This is a genomic window from uncultured Sphingomonas sp. (assembly GCF_964250165.1).
Taxonomy (GTDB): domain Bacteria; phylum Pseudomonadota; class Alphaproteobacteria; order Sphingomonadales; family Sphingomonadaceae; genus Sphingomonas.
In genome coordinates this window covers 1-20376 of the sequence record NZ_CAXUEK010000033.1, presented here as the reverse complement: position 1 = coordinate 20376, position 20376 = coordinate 1, and the positions used below count along the sequence as shown (strand labels likewise).

General features: G+C 71.8%; 23 protein-coding genes and 1 pseudogene. 19 read left to right on the top strand and 5 right to left on the bottom strand.

Annotation, left to right across the window (positions count from 1 at the left end):
• Window positions 1-39 precede the first annotated feature (39 nt).
• The 6 genes and pseudogenes from ACFE64_RS08670 to ACFE64_RS08645 all read left to right on the top strand — a co-directional run.
• Window positions 40-600 carry a RecX family transcriptional regulator gene (locus tag ACFE64_RS08670; RefSeq protein ID WP_375392061.1) on the top strand — a complete coding sequence of 187 codons (561 nt, stop codon included), beginning with the start codon at window positions 40-42 and terminating at the stop codon, window positions 598-600.
• Window positions 601-669: 69 nt separating this feature from the next.
• Window positions 670-1230, top strand: coding sequence for a cold-shock protein (locus ACFE64_RS08665; protein WP_375392060.1), 561 nt, complete (start codon window positions 670-672; stop codon window positions 1228-1230).
• 26 nt (window positions 1231-1256) lie between these two features.
• Window positions 1257-1694, top strand: coding sequence for a DUF192 domain-containing protein (locus ACFE64_RS08660; protein WP_375392072.1), 438 nt, complete (start codon window positions 1257-1259; stop codon window positions 1692-1694).
• Window positions 1695-1751: 57 nt separating this feature from the next.
• A complete protein-coding gene (locus ACFE64_RS08655; protein ID WP_375392059.1) occupies window positions 1752-2129 on the top strand; it encodes a hypothetical protein in 378 nt (125 codons plus the stop codon).
• A gap of 30 nt (window positions 2130-2159) precedes the next feature.
• Window positions 2160-2555, top strand: coding sequence for an NADH:ubiquinone oxidoreductase subunit NDUFA12 (locus tag ACFE64_RS08650; RefSeq protein WP_375392058.1), 396 nt, complete (start codon window positions 2160-2162; stop codon window positions 2553-2555).
• Between the two features lie 220 nt (window positions 2556-2775).
• Window positions 2776-3009: pseudogene (locus tag ACFE64_RS08645) on the top strand (DUF2155 domain-containing protein); the annotation flags it as partial.
• Window positions 3010-3044: 35 nt separating this feature from the next.
• Here the strand turns inward: ACFE64_RS08645 and aat are convergent.
• The 5 genes from aat to ACFE64_RS08620 form a co-directional block, all read right to left on the bottom strand.
• Entirely contained in the window at window positions 3045-3767 is a 723-nt protein-coding gene (gene aat, locus ACFE64_RS08640) for a leucyl/phenylalanyl-tRNA--protein transferase (RefSeq protein WP_375392057.1), read from the bottom strand.
• A 146-nt stretch (window positions 3768-3913) separates the two neighbouring features.
• Complete coding sequence (locus ACFE64_RS08635) at window positions 3914-4297, bottom strand: hypothetical protein (protein ID WP_375392056.1); 384 nt, start codon at window positions 4295-4297, stop codon at window positions 3914-3916.
• A gap of 54 nt (window positions 4298-4351) precedes the next feature.
• Window positions 4352-5761: a type VI secretion protein ImpB gene (locus ACFE64_RS08630; protein ID WP_375392055.1), complete on the bottom strand. Its 1410-nt coding sequence runs from the start codon at window positions 5759-5761 to the stop codon at window positions 4352-4354.
• 50 nt (window positions 5762-5811) lie between these two features.
• Window positions 5812-6225, bottom strand: a complete 414-nt coding sequence (locus ACFE64_RS08625) for a type II toxin-antitoxin system VapC family toxin (protein WP_375392054.1) — start codon at window positions 6223-6225, stop codon at window positions 5812-5814.
• Entirely contained in the window at window positions 6222-6497 is a 276-nt protein-coding gene (locus ACFE64_RS08620) for a type II toxin-antitoxin system VapB family antitoxin (protein ID WP_375392053.1), read from the bottom strand. The genes ACFE64_RS08625 and ACFE64_RS08620 overlap by 4 nt, the downstream gene beginning before the upstream one ends.
• Window positions 6498-6599: 102 nt before the next feature.
• Here ACFE64_RS08620 and ACFE64_RS08615 point away from each other — a divergent pair, with 102 nt between their 5' ends.
• From ACFE64_RS08615 to ACFE64_RS08555, 13 genes are all read left to right on the top strand, one after another.
• Window positions 6600-7571, top strand: a complete 972-nt coding sequence (locus ACFE64_RS08615; RefSeq protein WP_375392071.1) for a cysteine synthase A — start codon at window positions 6600-6602, stop codon at window positions 7569-7571.
• 48 nt (window positions 7572-7619) lie between these two features.
• Complete coding sequence (locus tag ACFE64_RS08610) at window positions 7620-7877, top strand: hypothetical protein (protein WP_375392052.1); 258 nt, start codon at window positions 7620-7622, stop codon at window positions 7875-7877.
• A gap of 258 nt (window positions 7878-8135) precedes the next feature.
• A complete protein-coding gene (locus ACFE64_RS08605) occupies window positions 8136-8636 on the top strand; it encodes a division/cell wall cluster transcriptional repressor MraZ (protein WP_375392051.1) in 501 nt (166 codons plus the stop codon).
• Window positions 8633-9604: a 16S rRNA (cytosine(1402)-N(4))-methyltransferase RsmH gene (gene rsmH, locus ACFE64_RS08600; RefSeq protein ID WP_375392050.1), complete on the top strand. Its 972-nt coding sequence runs from the start codon at window positions 8633-8635 to the stop codon at window positions 9602-9604. Before ACFE64_RS08605 ends, rsmH begins: the two co-directional genes overlap by 4 nt.
• Entirely contained in the window at window positions 9601-10230 is a 630-nt protein-coding gene (locus tag ACFE64_RS08595; protein WP_375392049.1) for a hypothetical protein, read from the top strand. The genes rsmH and ACFE64_RS08595 overlap by 4 nt, the downstream gene beginning before the upstream one ends.
• A complete protein-coding gene (locus tag ACFE64_RS08590; RefSeq protein WP_375392048.1) occupies window positions 10227-11939 on the top strand; it encodes a peptidoglycan D,D-transpeptidase FtsI family protein in 1713 nt (570 codons plus the stop codon). The genes ACFE64_RS08595 and ACFE64_RS08590 overlap by 4 nt, the downstream gene beginning before the upstream one ends.
• A 10-nt stretch (window positions 11940-11949) precedes the next feature.
• On the top strand, window positions 11950-13365 hold the full coding sequence (locus ACFE64_RS08585; protein WP_375392047.1) for a UDP-N-acetylmuramoyl-L-alanyl-D-glutamate--2,6-diaminopimelate ligase: 1416 nt from the start codon (window positions 11950-11952) through the stop codon (window positions 13363-13365).
• Window positions 13366-13519: 154 nt separating this feature from the next.
• On the top strand, window positions 13520-14899 hold the full coding sequence (gene murF, locus ACFE64_RS08580) for a UDP-N-acetylmuramoyl-tripeptide--D-alanyl-D-alanine ligase (RefSeq protein WP_375392046.1): 1380 nt from the start codon (window positions 13520-13522) through the stop codon (window positions 14897-14899).
• Window positions 14900-15970, top strand: coding sequence for a phospho-N-acetylmuramoyl-pentapeptide-transferase (mraY, locus tag ACFE64_RS08575; protein ID WP_375392045.1), 1071 nt, complete (start codon window positions 14900-14902; stop codon window positions 15968-15970).
• A complete protein-coding gene (gene murD, locus ACFE64_RS08570) occupies window positions 15967-17352 on the top strand; it encodes a UDP-N-acetylmuramoyl-L-alanine--D-glutamate ligase (RefSeq protein ID WP_375392044.1) in 1386 nt (461 codons plus the stop codon). The genes mraY and murD overlap by 4 nt, the downstream gene beginning before the upstream one ends.
• Window positions 17349-18566, top strand: a complete 1218-nt coding sequence (locus tag ACFE64_RS08565; RefSeq protein ID WP_375392043.1) for an FtsW/RodA/SpoVE family cell cycle protein — start codon at window positions 17349-17351, stop codon at window positions 18564-18566. Before murD ends, ACFE64_RS08565 begins: the two co-directional genes overlap by 4 nt.
• Window positions 18563-19693 carry an undecaprenyldiphospho-muramoylpentapeptide beta-N-acetylglucosaminyltransferase gene (gene murG, locus ACFE64_RS08560; RefSeq protein ID WP_375392042.1) on the top strand — a complete coding sequence of 377 codons (1131 nt, stop codon included), beginning with the start codon at window positions 18563-18565 and terminating at the stop codon, window positions 19691-19693. The genes ACFE64_RS08565 and murG overlap by 4 nt, the downstream gene beginning before the upstream one ends.
• 157 nt (window positions 19694-19850) lie before the next feature.
• Window positions 19851-20376 (top strand): Mur ligase domain-containing protein (locus ACFE64_RS08555; RefSeq protein WP_375392041.1); only part of this gene is annotated, 526 nt, incomplete at its 3' end.

Below are 20376 nucleotides of genomic sequence, written 5' to 3'. Positions count from 1 at the left end.
TGTGGCCCGGGACGCACCCGTTCGCTTTCGGCAGGAACCATGGCACAATTGCGGCGCATGTCCGCCGAACGCCGTCCGCCCCGGAAGACCTTGGCGCCGCTCGATGCCGCCGCGCTGGATCGGCTCGCGCTCCGCTATGTGGAGCGGTTCGCGACGACGCGCGGAAAGCTGGCCGATTACCTGCGCCGCAAGATCCGCGAGCGCGGCTGGGAAGGGGCGGCGGCGGACCCGGCGGCGGTGGCGGAGCGGATGGCCGCGCTCGGCTATGTCGACGACCGCGCCTGGGCCGAGGCGCGCGCAGGCGCGCTGGCGCGCCGCGGGCTGGGCGGCCGGCGGGTGGCGGACGACCTGCGGACGGCGCGGGTTGACGAGACCGGCCGGGCCGAACTCGCGCCCTCGATCGACGCGCGCGCCGTGGCGACCGCCCTGGCGTTCGCGCGGCGGCGGCGGCTGGGGCCGTGGGGGACCGGCGAAGCGGACCGCGCCGTCCGCGAAAAGCAGCTGGGCGCGATGCTCCGGGCCGGCCATGCGCCGACCCTGGCGCGACGCATCCTGGCGCTGCCGCCCGGAAGCGACCCGGATTTGGCTGATTTCGATTAAGGTTGCAGGCCGGGACGGATTGCAGCGAGCGCATGGCGCAGGTAGCAGGGTGGCACAGGGGTTTGTGCAATGCGGGGCGAGGCGCGGCAGGACGGGGAGCGAGGCGGCGACGACGTGTCCGACGCCACGTCCGTCAGCGGCGTCGTCAAATGGTTCGACGTGACGCGCGGCTTCGGGTTCGCCGTCGCGGATGATCCCGTGATCGGCGACGTGCTGGTCCATTTCTCCGTGTTGCAGGCGCATGGTCGCCGCAGCCTGCCCGAGGGCGCTCGCGTGGACGTGCTGGCGGTGCAGCGCGGCCGGGGCTGGCAGGCGCGCGAGGTGACCGCGATCGACCTGACCGGTGCGGTCGAGGAGCCGCCGCCGCGGCGCGCGCGCGATCCCGACCGCGTCGATCCCGTGGCGCTGATCGACGCCGCCGGGCCGTACGAGGCGGTGACGGTGAAATGGTTCAACCGGCTCAAGGGCTATGGCTTCCTCGTTCGGGCCAGCGACGGCCAGGACGTGTTCGTCCATATGGAGACGCTGCGTCGCGGCGAGCTTCAGGCGGTCGAGCCGGACCAGCCGCTGCGCGCGCGGATCGTGGCGGGCGGCAAGGGGCCGCTGGCGGTGGCGGTGACGCCGGCGTGAGGAGGTTCGTCGCGCTGCTGCTGCTCATGCTCGCGGGCTGTAGCGGGCAGGAGAGCGGCGCTGTGACCGCCGGGCCGGTGATCGTGCCGGTCACGATCACGAGTGTGGGCGGGCGCCACGTCTTCCTGGCCGAGCTCGCCAAGACGGCGGCCGAGCAGGAGCGCGGGCTGATGTATCGCACCGACCTGAAGCCCGACGGCGGCATGCTGTTCTGGCCCTATCCGGCGGAAGGCAAGGGGCCGAAGGTCGCGACCTTCTGGATGAAGAACACGCCGACTCCGCTCGACATCATCTTCATCCGCCCTGACGGCACGATCGCGCACATCGCCGAGAACGCGCAGCCGCTGTCCGAGGCGATGGTCTCCTCCGGCGAGCCGGTCGCGGCGGTGCTGGAGGTGGTCGGCGGCCGCACGGCGGAGACCGGCGTCGGCGAGGGCGATCGGGTGAGCTGGCCTGGGCGGTAGAATGATCGCCGTTTTCGCACGCTTCCAGCCATTCGACACCGCCTGTATGAAGGTCAGATGCTTTTTGGTATGCTCGTCCTAATCGGCATCGTCGTAGGCGTTTCCCTGATCGCGGGAACGTTAGCAGCCGTTAGCCGCATTGCTACGAAGAGCAACGCCTTGTCGATGGCGTTAGGAACGCTGACCATACCGGCTCTGCTCTGCGCGTCGTTCGGTTATTGGGTGCTTGCAATGGACGCGGACGACGCTCCGCCCGGTGCCGTATTGTTGGGTAATTTGACTGCACTTGCGGTGGTCACGCCGATCGCGCTGCTTGCCAGTCGCTTTACAGTTAAGTTCCTATCCCGGCGCGCCTCGCGGAACGTCCTAACCACCAACGCAGACATTCTGGGTAGCGTTGAGGCGCAGGCGTCGTTGCGCATTGACCGCCGTTGAAGCACCGGCCTTCGGCGGCTAAGCGGGCGCATGGGCATCAACCTCAACCCCTTCACCTGGTGGACCGGCGCGAGCTGGGGGACCGTGCTCTACGGGTTGCGCAACAAGACGCGGGTCGGTACCGACGAGCTCGGCAACGTCTATTACGAGGGCGGGCGCGATACCGCCGGCAACCCGCGGCGCTGGGTGATCTATCAGGGTGCCAACGACGGCAGCCGCGTGCCGCCCGACTGGTTCGCCTGGCTGCATCATCAGCTCGATACGGTGCCGGATCGCGCGCTGCCGCCGCCGCGGGCGTGGCAGAAGCCGGCGGTGCCCAACCTGACCGGCACCGCGCTCGCCTATCGCCCCGCGGGCGCGCTGGAGAAGGGCGGCCAGCGGGCGGCGGCGACCGGCGACTACGAAGCCTGGACGCCGGAAGGTTGAGGGCCGCGACGTGAGGCGCTGGCTCGCGGCGGCGGTGCTTGCCGTGGCGCTGGCGGCGGCGGGCTGGTTCGGCAGGCGCGCCTGGCAGGCGCGGCGCGATGCCGACGCGGAGCGGACGGTGGTGCAGGACATCCCCGGCGAGACCGCGCCCGCCCCCGAGACGATCGAGACGGTGACGGCCGCCGACGCCCCGCCCGCGCTCGTCCCCGGCGCGACGCCGATGCGGGCGCGGATCGCCACGCTCGGGCTGCTCAACAAGCGCAACGGCCGCGCGCGCGACCTGACGCTCAGGCCCGGGCAGATGATCCGGGTGGGCGACGTGGCCATCCACCTGCGTGCCTGCGACCGGACCGCGCCCTGGGAACCCGACCAGCTGACCGGCGCGTTCGTGCAGGTCGACGTGCGCGGGGCGGATCGGCGGTGGCGGCGGCCCTTCTCGGGCTGGCTGTTCCGGGAACGGCCGAACCTGAACGTGGTCCAGCACCCCGTCTATGACGTCTGGACCAAGAGCTGCGCGATGTCCTTCCCCGCGACCGGTCCGGACACCGAGACGCTGCGGGCTCCCGTGGCGTCGAGTGCGCGGAAGTCGCCCGCACCGGCCGCCGCGCCAGCCCCCGCCGCCGCCGCACCGACGACGCCGGCCAGCGCCTCGCCCAGCAACGACAGGTAATCGGCGCGGTCGATCTCCACCGCGCCCAGGCTGGCGAGGTGCGTGGTCTGGAACTGGCAGTCGAGCAGCGTGAAGCCGCCGATCCGGAGACGCGCCACCAGCCAGGCGAGCGCGACCTTGGAGGCGTCGGTGGCGCGGCTGACCATGCTCTCGCCGAAAAACGCCCGGCCGAGCGCGAGGCCGTAGAGCCCGCCGGCGAGCCGCTCGCCGTCCCAGCACTCGATCGAATGGGCGTGGCCGAGCCGGTGGAGACGGAGGAACGCCTGCTCGATCGGGCCGCTGATCCAGGTGTCGGGACGGCCGGGGACGGCTTCGGCGCACAGCCGGAGGATGTCGGCGAAGGCGCGGTCGGCCGTCACCCGGAAGCGGTCCGCTCTGATCGTGCGGCGGAGCGAGCGGGACAGGTGGAAGCCGGCGAGCGGCAGCACCGCCCGGCGGCGCGGCTCGACCCAATAGACGCTGTCGGCGTCGCGGGCGTCCGCCATCGGGAAGACGCCGACGGCATAGGCGCCGAGCACGAGCTGGGGATCCAGCAGCTCCAAGGGCTCAGTCCTGCACCTGCGGCTCTTGCAGCACCTCCGGCACCCCGGCCTTGAGCCGCAGTCCCGCTTCTTCGGTCGGCAACAAAGCGGGATCCCGGCTCAAGGCCGGGATGACGAGGGAGTAATCAGGCGCGTTCGTCAGGACCTCAAACGTGGCAGACCACCGCGTCCTTGCCCGGGCGCGTCAGGGTCACGCCCTTTTCGTCGCCCGTCATCTTCCAGCCGCCGTCGGCCGTCAGCGGGTCGCCGGTGTTGGCCGCCTTGAGCACGGTGGCGGGCCCGTCCTGCTTGTCCTTGACCACGGCCTGCTTGTCGCCCTGGAAGAAGGTGACATAGGCGAGGCTGTTGTCCTTGCAGCGGAACGACTTCTCGGCGCGGATCGAGGGCGGCATCTCGACCGGGGCGGCGTTGGCGGCGACCGCATTGTCGGCGGCGGCGTTGGCGACGTCGTCGCCCTTGGGCTTGGAGTGGCAGGCGGCCAGCGGCAGCAGCGCGGCCGTGGCGAGGGCGAGGGGGAGGAAGCTCTTCATGGCGGGCCGGCCCTTGCCGATGCGCGATGGGGCGTCAAGACTGTCATACCCCGGTCATTCATGGAACTCGTCCGCCTCCGGGATGCGGCCGAACGCGATCTTGGCTCCGACATGGTCCAGACGGCCGCCCGAGAGCGGGCCGACCGTCACCGCGTTCCTGCCCCAGCGCGCGTTGATCCGGTCCATGGCGCGGCTGAGGTGCAGCCCGCGCCCTTCGCGCGCGAGCGGATCGTCGGCGTCGAGATGCGCCCAGAGCGAGCCCTGCTCGGCCGCGGCCGGCGCGATCTCGGCCAGCGTCACGCCGACCATCCGCAGGCGGAAGCCGCCGGGGCGGGTCCGCCCGGCGTCGCGCAGCCGCGGAAACAGCGCGTCGAGGTGGGAGAGGACGATGAAGCTGTCCTGCGTCGGCGGCAGCCGGACGGAGGCGCGCCAGCTCGACTTGTCGTCCTCGAACCGGCCGTGGAGCACGAGCAGGCGGGCCTGCCAGCCCTTGCGCCGCAGCCGGCTCGCGGCCTTGAGCGCCAGCCGGCGGGCGGTGAGGCGGACCGGCTCCAGTCCGCGATGGCGCGGCGAGAGCACGTGGCTGTGGCCGACCGTGCGGCTCTGCGTCGGCGTGTCGGGCAGGTCGACGCCGTGGAGCAGATACCAGAGCCGATCGCCGTCCACCCCGCCCCAGGCATGGCCCGCGTCGCGCGGCCGGCGGGCGAGGAGCTGGCCGATGTCGTTGACCCCGTCGCGCGCGAGCCGCGCCTGCATCTTCGCGCCGATGCCCGCGATCGCCCGCAGGCCGAGCGGCAGCAGCGCCTCGGGCAGGTCGGCCGCCTCGAATACCACCAGCCCGTCCGGCTTCTGCAGGTCCGACGCGAGCTTGGCGAGCAGGCGGTTGGGCGCGATGCCGACCGAGCAGGTCAGCCGCTCGCCGACATGGGCGCGGATGCCCGCCTTGATCCGGTGCGCCAGGGCGACCGCGGCGTCGCGCCCGTTCTCGTTGTCGAGCAGCCGGCAGGCCATCTCGTCGATCGAGCACACCCGGGTGACCGGCACGTGCCGCCAGACCTCGGCGACTATGCGCTCGTGGAACTCGACATAGCGATCGTGGCGCGCGGGCGTGACGATCACGTCGCGGCACCGGCGCCTGGCTTCCCACACCGGCGTACCGGTCGTGATGCCGAAGCGCTTGGCTTCAATCGAGGCGGCGATCGCGACGGTGGTGTCGGCGCCGATCGGCGCGACGATCACCGGCCGGCCGCGCAGCGACGGCTGCAATTGCTGCTCGACGGAGGCGAAATAGGAGTTGAGGTCGAGGAACAGCCAGCGGAGCGGGAGGGGCGGGAGCGTCGGCGACTCGGGTGCCGCGCGCGGAACCTGGCCAAGCTGGCGCTCCGTCGCCGGCAAGCTCGCCTCCCGCATCCCTGCGGCGGGCGGCGTCGCGGCGCGGAACGGAAGCGACTCGGACAGGAGCATGGCCGCGGAACATTAGCGGAACGCGGGCTGGCAGGACAGCCTCGACGATCTCAGCGCGGGTAAGCGGCGGCCGGCGAGAGCGTCAGGTCCGTGTGGTTGAAGTCGTCGCCCTTGAACAACAGGGGTTCGCCGGTCGCCTTGGCCAGCGCGTAGGTGAAGCAATCGCCGAAGTTCAGACGGGCGCGGTGGCCCGCGCCCTTGCCGTATCGCGCATAGCCGATAATGCCCAGATGCGCCTGTTCGACCGTCGTCGCGACGATCGCGAGGGAGAACTCATCACGCAATCGCGCCAGCACCGGAAGCGGATCGGCGACGCCGAAACGGCGGACGAGCACCGTGGCAAGCTCCACCCACGATCCGCCGGCGATCCTGACGGCCGCCCGCCCGCTCAACGCGGCGACAAAGTCTCTCCGCTCCGGCTCTCTCGCGAGGATGGCGACGATGACGGAGGTGTCGACGATCAAACCGCGAAGCCGTCCGGCTGTTCATCGTCATACATGGAGTCCATGATTTCCTTGGAGGATTTGTCGCGCCATTCCTCCGGCATGTCCGCCCTGACCTCGGCGACGAGCGCTTCCAGCCGCAGCATGCGTTCGACGATGTCTGCTTCGTGCGCGCGCCGATCATTCTCGATCGCGGTGCGAACCGTGGCGGTGACGGATCGGCCCGTCTCCTGCGCATATTGGCGGACGAGGCGCACCGTCTCGGCATCCTTGATGTTGAGCTGGGTCGCCATTTTCTACCTCCGGCCGAAATCATTCTACCGCGGCTTGCGCTTCGGAGCAATGAAGGCGGGCGAAGGTTGCTCCCCGGCCGCCGTCTCGGCATGAGCGGGATCATGCCCGTGCTGCCCGACACGCTCGCCCTGATCGGCAATACCCCGCTGGTCCGCCTGGCGGGACCGAGCGCGGCGGCCGAGGCGGAGATCTTCGGCAAATGCGAGTTCGCCAATCCCGGCGCCAGCGTCAAGGACCGGGCGGCGCTCGGCATCATCACCGATGCCGAGGAGCGTGGGCTGCTGCAGCCGGGCGGGACGATCGTCGAGGGGACGGCGGGCAACACCGGCATCGGGCTGGCGCTGGTCGGTCACGCCAAGGGCTATCGCACCGTGATCGTCATGCCGGAGACGCAATCGCGGGAGAAGATGGACACCCTGCGCGCGCTCGGCGCCGAGCTGGTGCTGGTGCCGGTCGCGCCTTATTCGTCGCCGTGTCATTTCGTCCACCAGTCCCGCCGCATCGCCGAGGAGACGCCCGGTGCGATCTGGTCCAACCAGTTCGACAACGTCGCCAACCGCCGCGCGCACGTGACCGGGACGGCGGAGGAGATCTGGGCGCAGATGGAGGGCCGGATCGACGGCTTCACCTGTGCGGTCGGCACCGGCGGCACGCTGGCGGGCGTCGGGCTGGGACTGAAGGCGAAGGACGAGCGCGTCACGATCGCGCTCAGCGATCCGGATGGCGCGGCGCTCTACGACTGGTATGCGCATGGCGAGCTGCGCAGCGAGGGCTCGTCGGTGGCGGAGGGGATCGGCCAGGGGCGGATCACCGCCAATCTGGACGGCGCGCCGATTGACACGCAGTTCCGCATTTCGGACGCCGAAGGCTGGGGCTGGGTGAAGCGGCTGCTCGACGAGGAGGGGCTGTGCCTCGGTTTGTCCTCCGGCATCAACGTCGCGGGCGCGGTGCGGCTGGGGCAGGCGCTGGGGCCGGGCAGCCGCGTCGTGACGATCCTGTGCGACACGGGATTCCGCTATCTCTCCACCCTCCACAACCCGGAATGGCGCGTCGCCAAGGGGTTGCCGGCCTGAGCCGATTGGACATGGCCGCTTCGGTCCGGTAATGGCGCACGCTTGGGAATGAAGGCGGCGCCAGATCATCATATCAGCCAGCGCGTGAAGGTCGGCGCGATCGGGCTCGCCGCGGTGGTGCTGCTGATCGTGCTTGCGGGTGCGATCATGGGCGCCGTCTCGCGCCAGCGGACGGTGACCGCCATCGGCGGCCTCAAGGCGGAGACCGTCGCCAACATGGCGCTGGCCAATGACGCGGCGGCGACCGAGCCGCTCGCCGCGATGGGCGTCACGCCCGCGACCGGCAACGTCGCCGCCCGCAGATAGGCGCGAAGGCCCCACCCGACATCGCCGGGTCGCCTGGTCGCGCCGCTATGGGGTGGCCTGGAGCACGTGCGCTGAACGGACGCACAAGGCGGGCCAGATTCCGTGATCTCCCGTGAAATCCCCGTTGCGCCCCAAGATCAACCGAGTTATCCAGATCAAGATTAGGGGCACGCTTACCGTCGAAGTCGGGAGGCGAAGGGACGGTCATGCGACCGTGCTTTCGCGGACGGAGAAGCGCGCCCGTGCGGGGCAGTCGGCGTGGACAAGCGAGGCTATTATCAGGGAGACGGCATCGGCCTTGTCGACGACAAAGGCCGGGTCGCGATCCCCGCCGCCCTTCGCCAGACGCTTACCGCGAACAGCCCCAAGGCCGACGGCAAGACCGGCGGCACCGTGATCGTCGGCATGCATCAGCGCGACAAGTGCCTGATCGCCTATGATCCGGCCTATCTCGACGTGATGGCCGCCCAGCTGCAGAAGCGCGAGGCCGAGCACACCGCGGACGACGGCGAGTTCGACTACAACATCAAGCGCCGGGCCGCCTCGGGCGAGGCGACCCCGTTCGACGGTTCGGGCCGGTTCATCATGCCCGCCTTCCCGCGCTTCTACGCGGGCATCGGCGCGCACGCGTTTTTCTACGGGACGCTGGATTATATCGAGATCTGGGATCCCAAGACGCTGATCGAGACGCCCGGCACGGCCGATCTCATGAAGCAGATGGCCCGGTTCCACATGGCCGAAAAGGGGGTGACGCTGTGAGCGACTCGCCCCGCCACATCCCGGTCCTCCTCGACGAGGTCGTCGCCGCGCTCGCTCCGTCCCCGGGCGAGCTGATGGTGGACGCGACGTTCGGGGCGGGCGGGTACACGCGCGCGCTCCTCGCCAGGGGCGCGCGTGTGCTTGCCTTCGATCGCGATCCCGACGCGATCCGCGCCGGGCGCATCGATGCGCCGGCGGCGCTGATGCTGGTCGAGGCGGCGTTCTCGACGCTGGCGGAGGTGACGGCGGAGGTGGCGGCGGCGCCGGTCGCGGGCGTGGCGATGGACATCGGCGTGTCGTCGATGCAGCTCGACCAGGCGGAGCGCGGCTTCTCCTTCGCGGGCGACGGGCCGCTCGACATGCGCATGAGCCGCGACGGCCCGAGCGCGGCGGACTTCGTCAACGCCGCCGACGAGGCCGCCATCGCCGACGTCATCTTCCGCTACGGCGAGGAGCCGAAGTCGCGCCGGATCGCGCGCGCGATCGTGGCGGCGCGGCCGCTTGCCCGCACCGGCGAGCTGGCGGCGGTGGTGCGGCGCGCGCTGGGCTGGCGGCCGCATGAGCCGAAGGACCCGGCGACGCGGACCTTCCAGGCGATCCGCATCCATGTGAACCGCGAACTGGACGAGCTGGCCGACGGTCTGCTGGCGGCGGAGCGGGTGCTGGCGCCGGGCGGGCGGCTGGCGGTGGTGACGTTCCACAGCCTGGAGGACCGCGTGGTGAAACGCTTCCTGCGCGAACGCTCGGGCGCGACGCCGGGCGGCTCGCGCCACCTGCCGCAGGCGCGGGCGGCGGCGGCGCCCAGCTTCGAGAGCGTCGGCCGGGCGATCCGGCCCGGTGCCGCCGAGCTGGCGCGCAACCCGCGCGCGCGCTCGGCGACCTTGCGGACAGCGCGGCGCACGGCGGCGCCGGCATGGACAATCATCGCGGCGGCGGGCCGCTCGGCAGCAGAGGAGTTGCGCGCATGACGGCGGCCTATCGCCTGAAGGGCATCGGCTGGTTCGCGGTGCTGGTCGGCATCGTGCTCGGCTTCTACCTCATGTCGCTGCGCGTCGCGGCCGAACGCAAGAAGCTGGACGATGTCGATACGCACATCACCGTCGCCGAGCGCGACATCCGCGCGCTGGAGACCGAGTTCGACACGCGCGCGAACCTGGCCCAGCTGGAGAAGTGGAACGGCGACACGCTGGCGCTCGCCGCGCCCACGGCGGGGCAGTTCGTGCGCGACGAGGGCCAGCTGGCGGCGCTCGATCCGAATGGCGGCCCGGTCACCGGGCCGGAGGTGAAGACGGCGGCGCTGGTGGTGCCCTCCGCGCCGGCGCCGCTGCCGACGCCCGACGCGCCCGCGCCTGCCCCCGTTGCGGCGGCGGCGGCGGCGCCCGCGCGACTCGCGATGGCGGTCGCGCTGATGCCTGCGCCGGCGCCGCAGCCCCGGATCATCGCCGCGGCGGTGACGGATGCCGCGATGCCGGGCCACGGGGCGGAGGCGGCGCGGCTGCGGCCGGCGGTGGCGCTGCTCGACCGCAAGCTGCTGTCCGACGCCACCTTCGGCGACCTGCTGAGCGGCGCCCGCGCCGAGGCGCGCCGGCGTTGAGCGTCCTCGTCGCCCGGCCGCTGCCGCCGCGCCGCGTCCACCAGCGCCATCAGCTGGTGGCGCTGGCGCACACGCGGCTGATGATGCTGATGCTGCTGTTCGCGGCCGGCATCGCGGTGGTGATCCTGCGGCTGGCGACGATGGCAGCGTTCGCGGGCGCGGAGGCCGAGGCGCACGTTGCGACGCTGGCGGCGCGCGGTGATATCGTCGACCGCAACGGCCAGCCGCTCGCGCGCACGATCGACGCGTGGACGATCGCGGTCCACCCGCGCCAGCTGATGGGCGATCGCCTGGCGCTGGCGGCCCGGCTGGCGGCGCTGATGCCCGATCGCGGCGACCAGGCGTGGTTCTACGGCCAGCTGACGCGCGACACGTCGTTCCTCTACCTCCAGCGCCGCGCCTCGCCGACACTGGTGGAGCAGGTCAACGCGCTGGGCGAGCCGGCGCTGGTGTTCGCGCGCGAGACGCAGCGGCTCTACCCGCAATCGACGATGGCCGCGCACGCGCTCGGCTTCCTCTCGACCGACGGGCACGGCATGGCGGGGATGGAGCGGGTGCTCGACCAGCACCTGCTCGATCCGCACGCGCACGGCCGGCCGGTGGCGCTGTCGCTCGACACGCGCGTGCAGGCGGCGATGGAATCGGAGCTGGCGCGCGCGATGGGCACCTTCGCGGCGCGCGCGGCGTCGGGGTTGGTGATGGACGTGCGCACCGGCGAGGTGCTGGCGATGGTGTCGCTGCCGACCTACAACCCCAATCGCGTCGGCATGTCGGGCATCGACCAGCTGCGCAACATCTCGACGCAGAGCGTGTACGAGCTCGGCTCCACCTTCAAGCCCATTACCATCGCGACCGCGATCGACACGGGTGTCGTCACCGACATGAGCCGCCGCTTCGACGCGACCGCGCCGATGAAGGTCGCCGGCTATTCGATCCACGACGACCGCGGCGACGAGCAGAAGCGCTGGCTCAACATTCCCGAGACGCTGGTCTATTCCTCCAACATCGCCACCGCCCGCATCGCCGACGAGATCGGGCCGGCCCGGCTGCAGGCGATGTTCCGCAAGATGAGCTTCGACCAGAAGCCCGCGATCGAGCTGCGGGAAAAGGGCCGGCCGCTCTGGCCGAGCACCTGGGGGCGACTCGGCACCATGACGACCGCCTATGGCCACGGCATCGCGGTGACGCCGCTCCACCTCGCCACCGCCTATGCCGCGCTGGTCAACGGGGGCGTGTGGCGGCCGGCGACGCTGATGAAGGTCGCGCCCGGCCAGGCCGCGCCCGGGCGGCGCGTCATCAGCGCGGCGACCAGCGCGCGGATGCGCCAGCTGCTGCGGCTGATCGTCCAGTACGGCACCGGCCGCAAGGGCGACGCGCCCGGCTATCGCGTCGGTGGCAAGACCGGGACGGCCGAGGCGGCGGAGGCCGGCGGCTACAACCACAACCGCAACGTCGCGACGTTCGTGGCGGCGTTTCCGATGGATGCGCCGCGCTATGTCGTGCTGGCGATGCTCGATTCGCCACAATCGACCAAGGAGACCTACGGCTTCAAGACCGCGGCGTGGAACGCGGCACCGGTGGTCGGCCGTGTCATCGCGCGCACCGGCGCGATCCTGGGCGTGGTGCCGGACATGGGTCGCGACATCGACGTCACCGAACTGACGCCGCTGATCTGGCGCGCGGCCAACGCCAAGGGCATTCCGCAGTGACGGGGCCGCGATGAGATTGGGCGCGTTGACGGGCGAGGGCGACGACGCGCCCGTGACCGGCTTCGCGATCGATCATCGCAAGGTGGCGCCCGGCACGGTGTTCGGCGCGTTCCGGGGCGCGCGGCTGAACGGCGAGGACTTCATCGCCGACGCCGTCAGGGCGGGCGCGGTCGCGGTGGTGGCGCGGCCGGGCGCGCGGGTCGAGGGCGCGCTTCACATCGCCGACGGGGAGCCGCGCGCGCGCTTCGCGGCGCTGGCGGCCAGGTTCTTCGCGCCGTTTCCGGCGACCTGCGTCGCGGTGACGGGCACCAACGGCAAGACTTCCACCGTCGAGCTGACGCGCCAGCTGTGGCGCATGGCGGGCTGGCCCGCCGCCTCGATCGGCACGCTCGGCGTCACCACGTCCGACGAGAGCGTCCATACCGGGCTGACCACGCCCGACGTCGTGACCTTCCTGTCCAACGTCGCGGGGCTGGCGCGCGAGGGCGTGACGCATCTCGCCTTCGAAGCTTCCAGCCACGGCCTGACGCAATACCGGATCGAGGGGCTGCCGGTCGCGGCGGCGGCGTTTACCAACCTTTCGCGCGACCATCTCGACTATCATGGCGACATGGCGGCCTATTTCACCGCCAAGCTGCGGCTGTTCTCCGAGGTGCTGAGCCCGGGCGGCGCGGCGGTGGTGTGGGCGGACGACCCGCAGGCCGCGCGAGTGATCGATCTGGCGCGCGAACGCGGCAATCGGGTGCTTACCGTCGGCGAGCGCGGGAGCGCGCTGCGCCTCGTCGGGCGCGACCCGACGCTGCTCGGGCAGGCGCTGACCATCGAGGCTGAGGGACGGACCCACCAGGTGCGCCTGCCGCTGATCGGGGCATATCAGGCGGCGAACGCGCTGGTCGCGGCCGGGCTGGTGATCGTGACCGGCGGCGATCCGGCCGCGACGCTCGCCAACCTGGCCCACCTGCAGCCGGTGCGCGGGCGGCTGGAGCGCGCCGCGATCACGCGCGCGGGCGCGCCGGTCTATGTCGATTACGCACATACACCGGACGCGCTGGAAGCGGCGACGGCGGCGCTGAAGCCGCATGCCGCGGGCCGGCTGATCCTCGTGTTCGGCGCAGGCGGCGACCGCGACGCGGGCAAGCGCGAGGCGATGGGCACGGTCGCGGCGAAGAGCGCGGACCGGGTGATCGTGACCGACGACAATCCGCGCGGCGAGGACCCGGCCGTCATCCGCGCCGCGATCCTGGCCGGCGCGCCCGGCGCGGCCGAGATCGGCGACCGGCGCGCGGCGATCGAAGCCGCCGTGGCCGAGGCCGGGCCGGAGGACATCGTGCTGGTGGCGGGCAAGGGCCACGAGCAGGGGCAGGTGGTGGGCGACCTGGTGCTGCCGTTCGACGATGTCGCGGTCGCGCGGGAGGTGGCGTCGTGACGCCGGCCCGCTTGGCTCCCCTCTCCCTGGAGGGGAGAGGGGAAGGCGCGCAGCGCCGGGGAGAGGGCATGGGTGATGCGTGTTGCGTCACGTCCCAGATCCTCTCCCTGCTTGCTTCGCGAGCTGTCCCTCTCCCCTTCAGGGAGAGGGAGTGTTGACCCTCTGGACCGCCGCCGAGATCGCCGCCGCGACGGGCGGGACGGCTTCGGGCGACTTCGCCGTGACCGGGGTCGCGTTCGACTCGCGCGAGGTCGGGCCGGGAGACCTGTTCGTCGCGTTGACCGGCGAGAGCACGGACGGGCACCGTTTTCTCGATCAGGCCTTCGCGCAGGGTGCGGCCGGCGCGCTGGTGAGCGCCGACCCGCCGCACCCGCACGTCCGCGTCGGTGACACCGCACACGCGCTCGACGCGCTCGCCCGCGCCGCCCGGGCGCGGACGCAAGCGACGGTGATTGGGGTCACCGGCTCGGTCGGCAAGACCAGCGTCAAGGAGGCGCTGTTCGCGGCGCTCGACCGCGCCGCGCCGGGCGCGACGCACCGCTCCGTCAAGAGCTACAACAACCATGTCGGCGTCCCGCTCAGCCTCGCGCGGATGCCGTGGGACAGCCGGTTCGCGGTGCTGGAGATGGGGATGAACCATCCCGGCGAGCTGGCTGCGTTGACCCGGCTGGCGCGGCCGCACGTCGCGCTCGTCACCGCGATCGCCCCGGCGCACACCGCATTCTTCCCCGACGAGGCGGCGATCGCGGACGCCAAGGGCGAGATCTTCCAGGGGCTGGAGACGCCGGACGGCGCAACGGGCGGCACGGCGATCGTGCCGTGGGACAGCCCGCACTACACCCGTCTCGCCGCGGCCGCGGCGCCTTACGCCGCGCGCACCGTCACCTTCGGCGCCGGCGAGGACGCGGACGTGCGGCCGCTGGAGCTAATGCAGGTCGCCGCGGGGCAGTTCATCACCGCGCGCGTCGGATCGCGGGAGCTGAGCTTCACGCTTTCACAGCCTGGCGCGCATTGGGTGTCGAACGCGCTCGCCGTGCTGGCGGCGGTGGACGCGGCGGGCGGCGACCTGGGGCTGGCGGGGCTGGCGCTCGGCGAGCTGGGCGGGCTGGCGGGGCGCGGCGAACGCTTCGCGACGCCGGTCGGCGACGGCGAGGCGACCGTGATCGACGAGAGCTACAACGCCAATCCCGCCTCGATGCGCGCGACGCTGGCGGTGCTGGCCGACGCGCCCGGCCGCCACGTCGCGGTGCTGGGCGAGATGCGCGAGCTGGGCGATGGCTCTGCCGCCTACCACGCCGCGCTCGCCGAGCCGGTGCTGGCCGCGCGCGCCGAGCCGATTCTCCTCGTCGGCGAAGCGATGGCGCCGCTTGCCCGCGCCCTTGAGCAAAAGGTTAACGTCGTGCATGTGCCCGATGCGACCGCGGCGTTGGGGGCGCTCCGGGGCGTGCTCGCGGCCGGGGACACGCTGCTGGTCAAGGGATCGAACGGGGTCGGGCTGAGCCGCATCGTCGCGGCGCTCAGGGGTGGGGCGTAGATGCTGTTCTGGATCGCCGAGCACCTCCGTTTCGCCGGGCTGTTCAATCTCGTGCGCTATCAGAGCTTCCGCACCGGCGCGGCGGTGGCGACGGCGCTGTTCATCGGCTTGCTGATCGGGCCCAAGTTCATCGGCTGGCTGCGCGTGCGCCAGGGCAAGGGGCAGCCGATCCGGCTCGACGGGCCGCAAAGCCATCTCGCCAAGCGCGGTACGCCGACCATGGGCGGGCTGATGATCCTGACGGCGATGACGCTGTCCATCCTGCTGTGGATGGATCTCTCCAACCCGTACATGTGGGCATGCCTGGCGGTGACGCTGGGGTTCGGCGCGATCGGCTTCCTCGACGATTACGACAAGGTGAGGAAGGCGACGACCGCGGGCGTGCCGGGGCGCGTGCGGCTGCTGCTGGAGTTCCTGATCGCCGGCATCGCGGCGGTAATCATCATGCGGGAGAACGGGCCGCACCTCTATCTGCCCTTCACCAGCCGCATCTATTACGAGATCGGCTGGTTCTACCCGGTCTTCGCCGCCTTCACGATCGTGGCGTTCGGCAACGCGGTGAACCTGACGGACGGGCTGGACGGGCTGGCGACGATGCCGGTCATCATCGCCGCGGTCGCGTTCATGATCATCGTCTACCTGGTCGGCAACGCGCGGTTCGCGACGTATCTCGGCATCCCGCACGTGCCGCGCGCGGGCGAGCTGGCGATCTTCTGCGGCGCGGTGGCGGGCGCGGGGCTCGGGTTCCTGTGGTTCAACGCGCCGCCGGCGGCGGTGTTCATGGGCGATACCGGATCCCTGGCGCTGGGCGGCGCGCTCGGCACGATCGCGGTGGTGGCGCACCACGAGATCGTGCTGGGGATCATCGGCGGCCTGTTCGTGGTCGAGGCGCTCAGCGTCATCATCCAGGTGGTCGCCTACAAGCGCACCGGCAAGCGCGTGTTCCGCATGGCGCCGATCCACCATCATTTCGAGGCGCTGGGCTGGAGCGAGCCGACGGTGGTGATCCGCTTCTGGATCGTCAGCCTGGTGCTGGCGCTGGCGGGCCTGAGCACGTTGAAGCTGCGGTGATCACGTCGCGCGCCTGGGCGGGCAAGCACTATGCGGTGCTGGGCCTGGCGCGTTCCGGCGCGGCGACAGTGCGCGCGCTGGTGGCGAGCGGGGCGCAGGTAACGGCGTGGGACGACAGCGAGGAACGGCGGACCTCGCTTCTCCCTCTCCCTCAAGGGGAGAGGGTGGCCGAGCCGCAGGCGAGGTCGGGTGAGGGTGCGTTCCCTCTCCCTGCCGCTCCGCGGCTGTTCCTCTCCCCTTCAGGGAGAGGGAAGGTAGAGGTCACCCCCCTCGACGACCTCGCCGGCTTCGACGCGCTTGTCGTCTCGCCCGGCGTGCCGCTCAACACGCATCCGCTCGCCGCCAGGGCGCGCGACGCCGGCGTGCCGATCATCGGCGACATCGAGCTGTTCGCGCAGACGCGGCCCGCGCTGCCGGCGCACCGGGTGGTCGGCATCACCGGCACCAACGGCAAGTCGACCACCACCGCGCTCGTCCATGACATCCTGCGGACCGCAGGCGTGCCGAGCCTGATGGGCGGCAATATCGGCCTGCCGATCCTCGGCGCGGAGCCGCTCCCGGCCGGCGGCGTCTATGTGCTGGAGCTGTCGAGCTATCAGATCGACCTGACGAACAGCCTCGATTGTGACGTCGCGGTGCTGCTCAACATCACGCCAGACCATCTCGATCGCTATGACGGGTTCGACGCCTATGCCGCATCCAAGGCGCGGCTGTTCGCGATGCAAACGGCCGGGCACGAGGCGATCGTCGGCATCGGCGACCTGTCCTCGGCGCAGATCGCCCGCTCCCTGTCCCCGCGTGCCGAGCACCTCACGAAGATCGCGCCGGGCGTCTGCCTCGACCAGCGGCGCTGGCCGGCGCTGCAGGGGCCGCACAACGCGCAGAACGCGCTCGCCGCGATCGCGGTCGCCAAGGCGCTGGGCGTGGCGGAGCGCGATATCAACCGCGGCCTGGAGAGCTTCGCCGGCCTGCCGCACCGGATGCAGCGCGTGGCGGAGCGCCACGGCGTCGCGTTCGTCGACGACTCAAAGGCGACCAATCCGGAAAGCGCCGCCCCGGCGCTCGCCGCCTTCCCGCGGGTCCACTGGATCCTGGGCGGGCGCGCCAAGGGCGACGACCTCGACGCCTGCGCGCCGCACTTCCCGAATGTCGCGCGCGCCTACACGATCGGCGAGGCGGGACCGGTGTTCGCGCGCGCGCTCGCCGGCCTAGTGCCGGTGGAGCAGGCCGGGACGCTCGATCGCGCGATCCGCAGCGCCGCCGCGCAGGCCGCGCCGGGCGACACGGTGCTGCTGTCGCCCGCCGCCGCCAGCTTCGACCAGTTTCGCGACTACGAGGCGCGCGGCGACGCCTTCCGCCAGGTCGTCGAGGCCCTGCCGTGACGGACGCTGCGCGCGAGGGGATCGTGGCCAAGGTGAAGCGGCGCGGCGGGCGCGGCGACCGGTCGCCGCTCGGCGCCTGGTTCTTCGACGTCGACCGGATGCTGCTCGGCCTCACCCTGTTCCTCATCGCGATCGGGCTGGTGGCGGTGGCGGCGGCGAGCCCGGCGACGGCGGTGCGCTATTCGGGCGACCACCATCATCTCGCGCCGCTCTACTATTTCTGGCGGCAGGTGATGTGGGTCGGCGTGTCGCTGCCCGTGCTGATCGGCGTATCGATGCTGCCGGTGCCGACCGCGCGGCGGCTCGCGCTGTCGGGCGCGGTGGTGTTCGTGGTCCTGCTCGCCGTCACGCCCTTCGCGGGCGTGAGCGTCAACGGCGCGCGACGCTGGATCGGCTATGGCTTCGCGCAGTTCCAGCCGTCCGAGTTCCTGAAGCCCTTCTTCATCGTCGCGCTGGCCTGGCTCCTGTCGCTCAAGGGCAAGGACGAGGAGCTGCCCGTGGTGCCGATCACCACCGCGCTGACCGGGGCGGTGGCGGGGATGCTGATGCTGCAGCCCGATTTCGGGCAGACGGTGATCTTCTGCCTCGTGTGGCTGGCGCTGCTGATGATCGCGGGCACGCCGATGCGGGTGCTGGGCGCGATCCTGGCGTGTGCGCCGCTGGGGCTGGGCGCAGCCTATCTGTTCTACGGCACGGCGCGGGCGCGGATCGACGCCTTCCTGTTCCCCGGCGTCGAGGGAGAGGGCGCGGCCGACCATTTCCAGACCAACGCCGCGCACGCGACGCTGACCGCGGGCGGCTGGACCGGCACCGGCCCGGGCGGCGGCCACGCCAAGTTCGGGCTGCCCGAGGCGCATACCGACTACATCTTCTCGGTGATCGGCGAGGAGTTCGGCGTCATCGCCTGCGCGGTGATCGCGATGGTGTTCCTGGCCATCGTGGTGCGCGTGTTCGTGAAGCTGCTGGACGAGCAGGACGAGTTCAAGCTGCTCGCGGCGAGCGGGCTGGCGGTGCAGTTCGGCGCGCAGGCGCTGGTGTCGATGGCGGTCAACACGGGCCTCGCGCCGTCTAAGGGCATGACGCTGCCGTTCATCAGCTATGGCGGCTCGTCGATGATCGCGCTGTCGATCGGCATGGGGCTGCTGCTCGCCTTCACCCGGCGCAACCCCTTCCTGACGCGCTCGCCCTATGTCGTGCGATGGGGGCAGCAATGAGCAAGCACTACGTCCTCGCCGCCGGCGGCACCGGCGGGCACATGGTGCCGGCCGCCGCGCTCGGCGCCGAGCTGGTGAAGCGCGGGCATCGCGTGGCGCTGGTGTCCGACGCGCGCGGCGTGCGGTTTCCGGGACTCTTCGCCAATGAACCGGGGGGCGTGCAGACGCACGTGCTGCCCGCCGGCCGCTTCCAGGTGAGGCGGCCGATCGGCTGGCTGTCCGCCGCGCGCGAGATGTGGCGCGGGCGGGCGATGGCGGGCGAGCTCTATCGCACCTTCCGCCCCGCCGCGGTGATCGGCTTCGGCGGCTATCCGGCGCTGCCTGCGCTGCTGGCGGCGTTCGCGGCGAAGATCCCGACCGCGGTGCACGAGCAGAATGCGGTGCTGGGCCGCGTCAACCGGCTGGTCGCGCGCCGCGTGGATGCGATCGCCACCTCCTATGACGTGACCGAGCGGCTGTCGTCGCGGCTGGCGGCGAAGGTCCACATCGTCGGCAATCCGGTGCGCGCGGCGGTGCTGGCGCTGCGCGACCGGCCGTTCCCGCTGCTGGAGGCGGACGGCATCTTCCGCGTGCTCGTCACCGGCGGCAGCCAGGGCGCGAGCGTGCTTTCCCAGGTCGTGCCGGAGGGGCTGGCGCTGCTCCCCGTCCAGTTCCGCCGCCGGCTGCAGGTGACGCATCAGGCGCGGATCGAGGACATCGACGCGGCGCGCGCCGCCTATGCCGGGCACCAGATCGCCGCCGACCTCGCCACCTATCTGCCCGATCTGCCCGAGCAGCTCGGCTGGGCGCACCTCGTCATCGCGCGCGCCGGCGCGTCGACCATCGCCGAGCTCACCGCCGCCGGCCGCCCCGCGATCCTGGTGCCGCTGCCCGGCGCGACCGACGATCACCAGACCGCCAACGCGCGCGAGATCACCGCCGCCGGCGGCGCACGGACCATCCCGCAATCCGCCTTCACCCCCGTCCAGCTCGGCAAGCAGATGCAGAAGCTGGGGCTCGACCCGCTGCCGCTGGAGACGGCGGCGGCGCGGGCCAGGAGCGTCGGCAAGCCGGACGCGGTGCGCGATCTCGCCGACCTGGTCGAGCGGCTGGATGCGCAGCGCTCGGCGCTGGCGGTGGCGGCGTGAGGGGGGGCATCCCATTCCTCCCCGGGACGGGGAGGTGGCACGCCGGAAGCGTGAGGGAGGGGGCGCCGATCTGGATTCACCGCCCGGATCCGGCCTCCCTCCACCACTCGCCAAAAGGCGAGCGGTCCTCCTCCCCGTGCCGGGGAGGAGTTACGTCATGAAATCCCTCTCCACGGAGATCGGGGCGATCCACTTCGTCGGGATCGGCGGCATCGGCATGTCCGGGATCGCCGAGGTGATGCGCAATCTCGGCTATCGCGTGCAGGGCTCGGACGTCGCCGAGGGCTATGTCGTGCAGGGCCTGCGCGACAAGGGCATCCCCGTCGCGATCGGCCATGCCCCGGCGAACCTGGGCGACGCCGCGGTGGTGGTGACCTCCACCGCGATCACCCGCGCCAACCCGGAGGTGGAGGCGGCGCTGGAGCGGCGCGTGCCCGTCGTCCGCCGCGCCGAGATGCTCGCCGAGCTGATGCGGCTGAAATCCACCGTCGCGATCGCCGGCACGCACGGCAAGACGACGACGACCAGCATGGTCGCGGCGCTGCTCGATGCGGGCGGGGTGGACCCGACCGTCATCAACGGCGGCATCATCAACAGCTACGGCTCCAACGCCCGGCTCGGCGCGAGCGACTGGATGGTGGTGGAGGCCGACGAGAGCGACGGCTCGTTCCTGCGCCTCGACG

Excerpts from the sequence above, each read along its gene's own strand:
- ACFE64_RS08660 (WP_375392072.1), top strand. The coding sequence starts at position 1,257 with ATGCTCGCGGGCTGTAGCGGGCAGGAGAGCGGCGCTGTGACCGCCGGG.
- ACFE64_RS08665 (WP_375392060.1), top strand. The coding sequence starts at position 670 with ATGCGGGGCGAGGCGCGGCAGGACGGGGAGCGAGGCGGCGACGACGTG.
- ACFE64_RS08635 (WP_375392056.1), bottom strand. The coding sequence starts at position 4,297 with ATGAAGAGCTTCCTCCCCCTCGCCCTCGCCACGGCCGCGCTGCTGCCG.
- ACFE64_RS08670 (WP_375392061.1), top strand. The coding sequence starts at position 40 with ATGGCACAATTGCGGCGCATGTCCGCCGAACGCCGTCCGCCCCGGAAG.
- ACFE64_RS08585 (WP_375392047.1), top strand. The coding sequence starts at position 11,950 with ATGAGATTGGGCGCGTTGACGGGCGAGGGCGACGACGCGCCCGTGACC.
- ACFE64_RS08610 (WP_375392052.1), top strand. The coding sequence starts at position 7,620 with ATGAAGGCGGCGCCAGATCATCATATCAGCCAGCGCGTGAAGGTCGGC.
- ACFE64_RS08630 (WP_375392055.1), bottom strand. The coding sequence starts at position 5,761 with ATGCTCCTGTCCGAGTCGCTTCCGTTCCGCGCCGCGACGCCGCCCGCC.
- ACFE64_RS08655 (WP_375392059.1), top strand. The coding sequence starts at position 1,752 with ATGCTTTTTGGTATGCTCGTCCTAATCGGCATCGTCGTAGGCGTTTCC.
- murG (WP_375392042.1), top strand. The coding sequence starts at position 18,563 with ATGAGCAAGCACTACGTCCTCGCCGCCGGCGGCACCGGCGGGCACATG.
- mraY (WP_375392045.1), top strand. The coding sequence starts at position 14,900 with ATGCTGTTCTGGATCGCCGAGCACCTCCGTTTCGCCGGGCTGTTCAAT.
- ACFE64_RS08615 (WP_375392071.1), top strand. The coding sequence starts at position 6,600 with ATGCCCGTGCTGCCCGACACGCTCGCCCTGATCGGCAATACCCCGCTG.
- ACFE64_RS08650 (WP_375392058.1), top strand. The coding sequence starts at position 2,160 with ATGGGCATCAACCTCAACCCCTTCACCTGGTGGACCGGCGCGAGCTGG.
- ACFE64_RS08595 (WP_375392049.1), top strand. The coding sequence starts at position 9,601 with ATGACGGCGGCCTATCGCCTGAAGGGCATCGGCTGGTTCGCGGTGCTG.
- ACFE64_RS08620 (WP_375392053.1), bottom strand. The coding sequence starts at position 6,497 with ATGGCGACCCAGCTCAACATCAAGGATGCCGAGACGGTGCGCCTCGTC.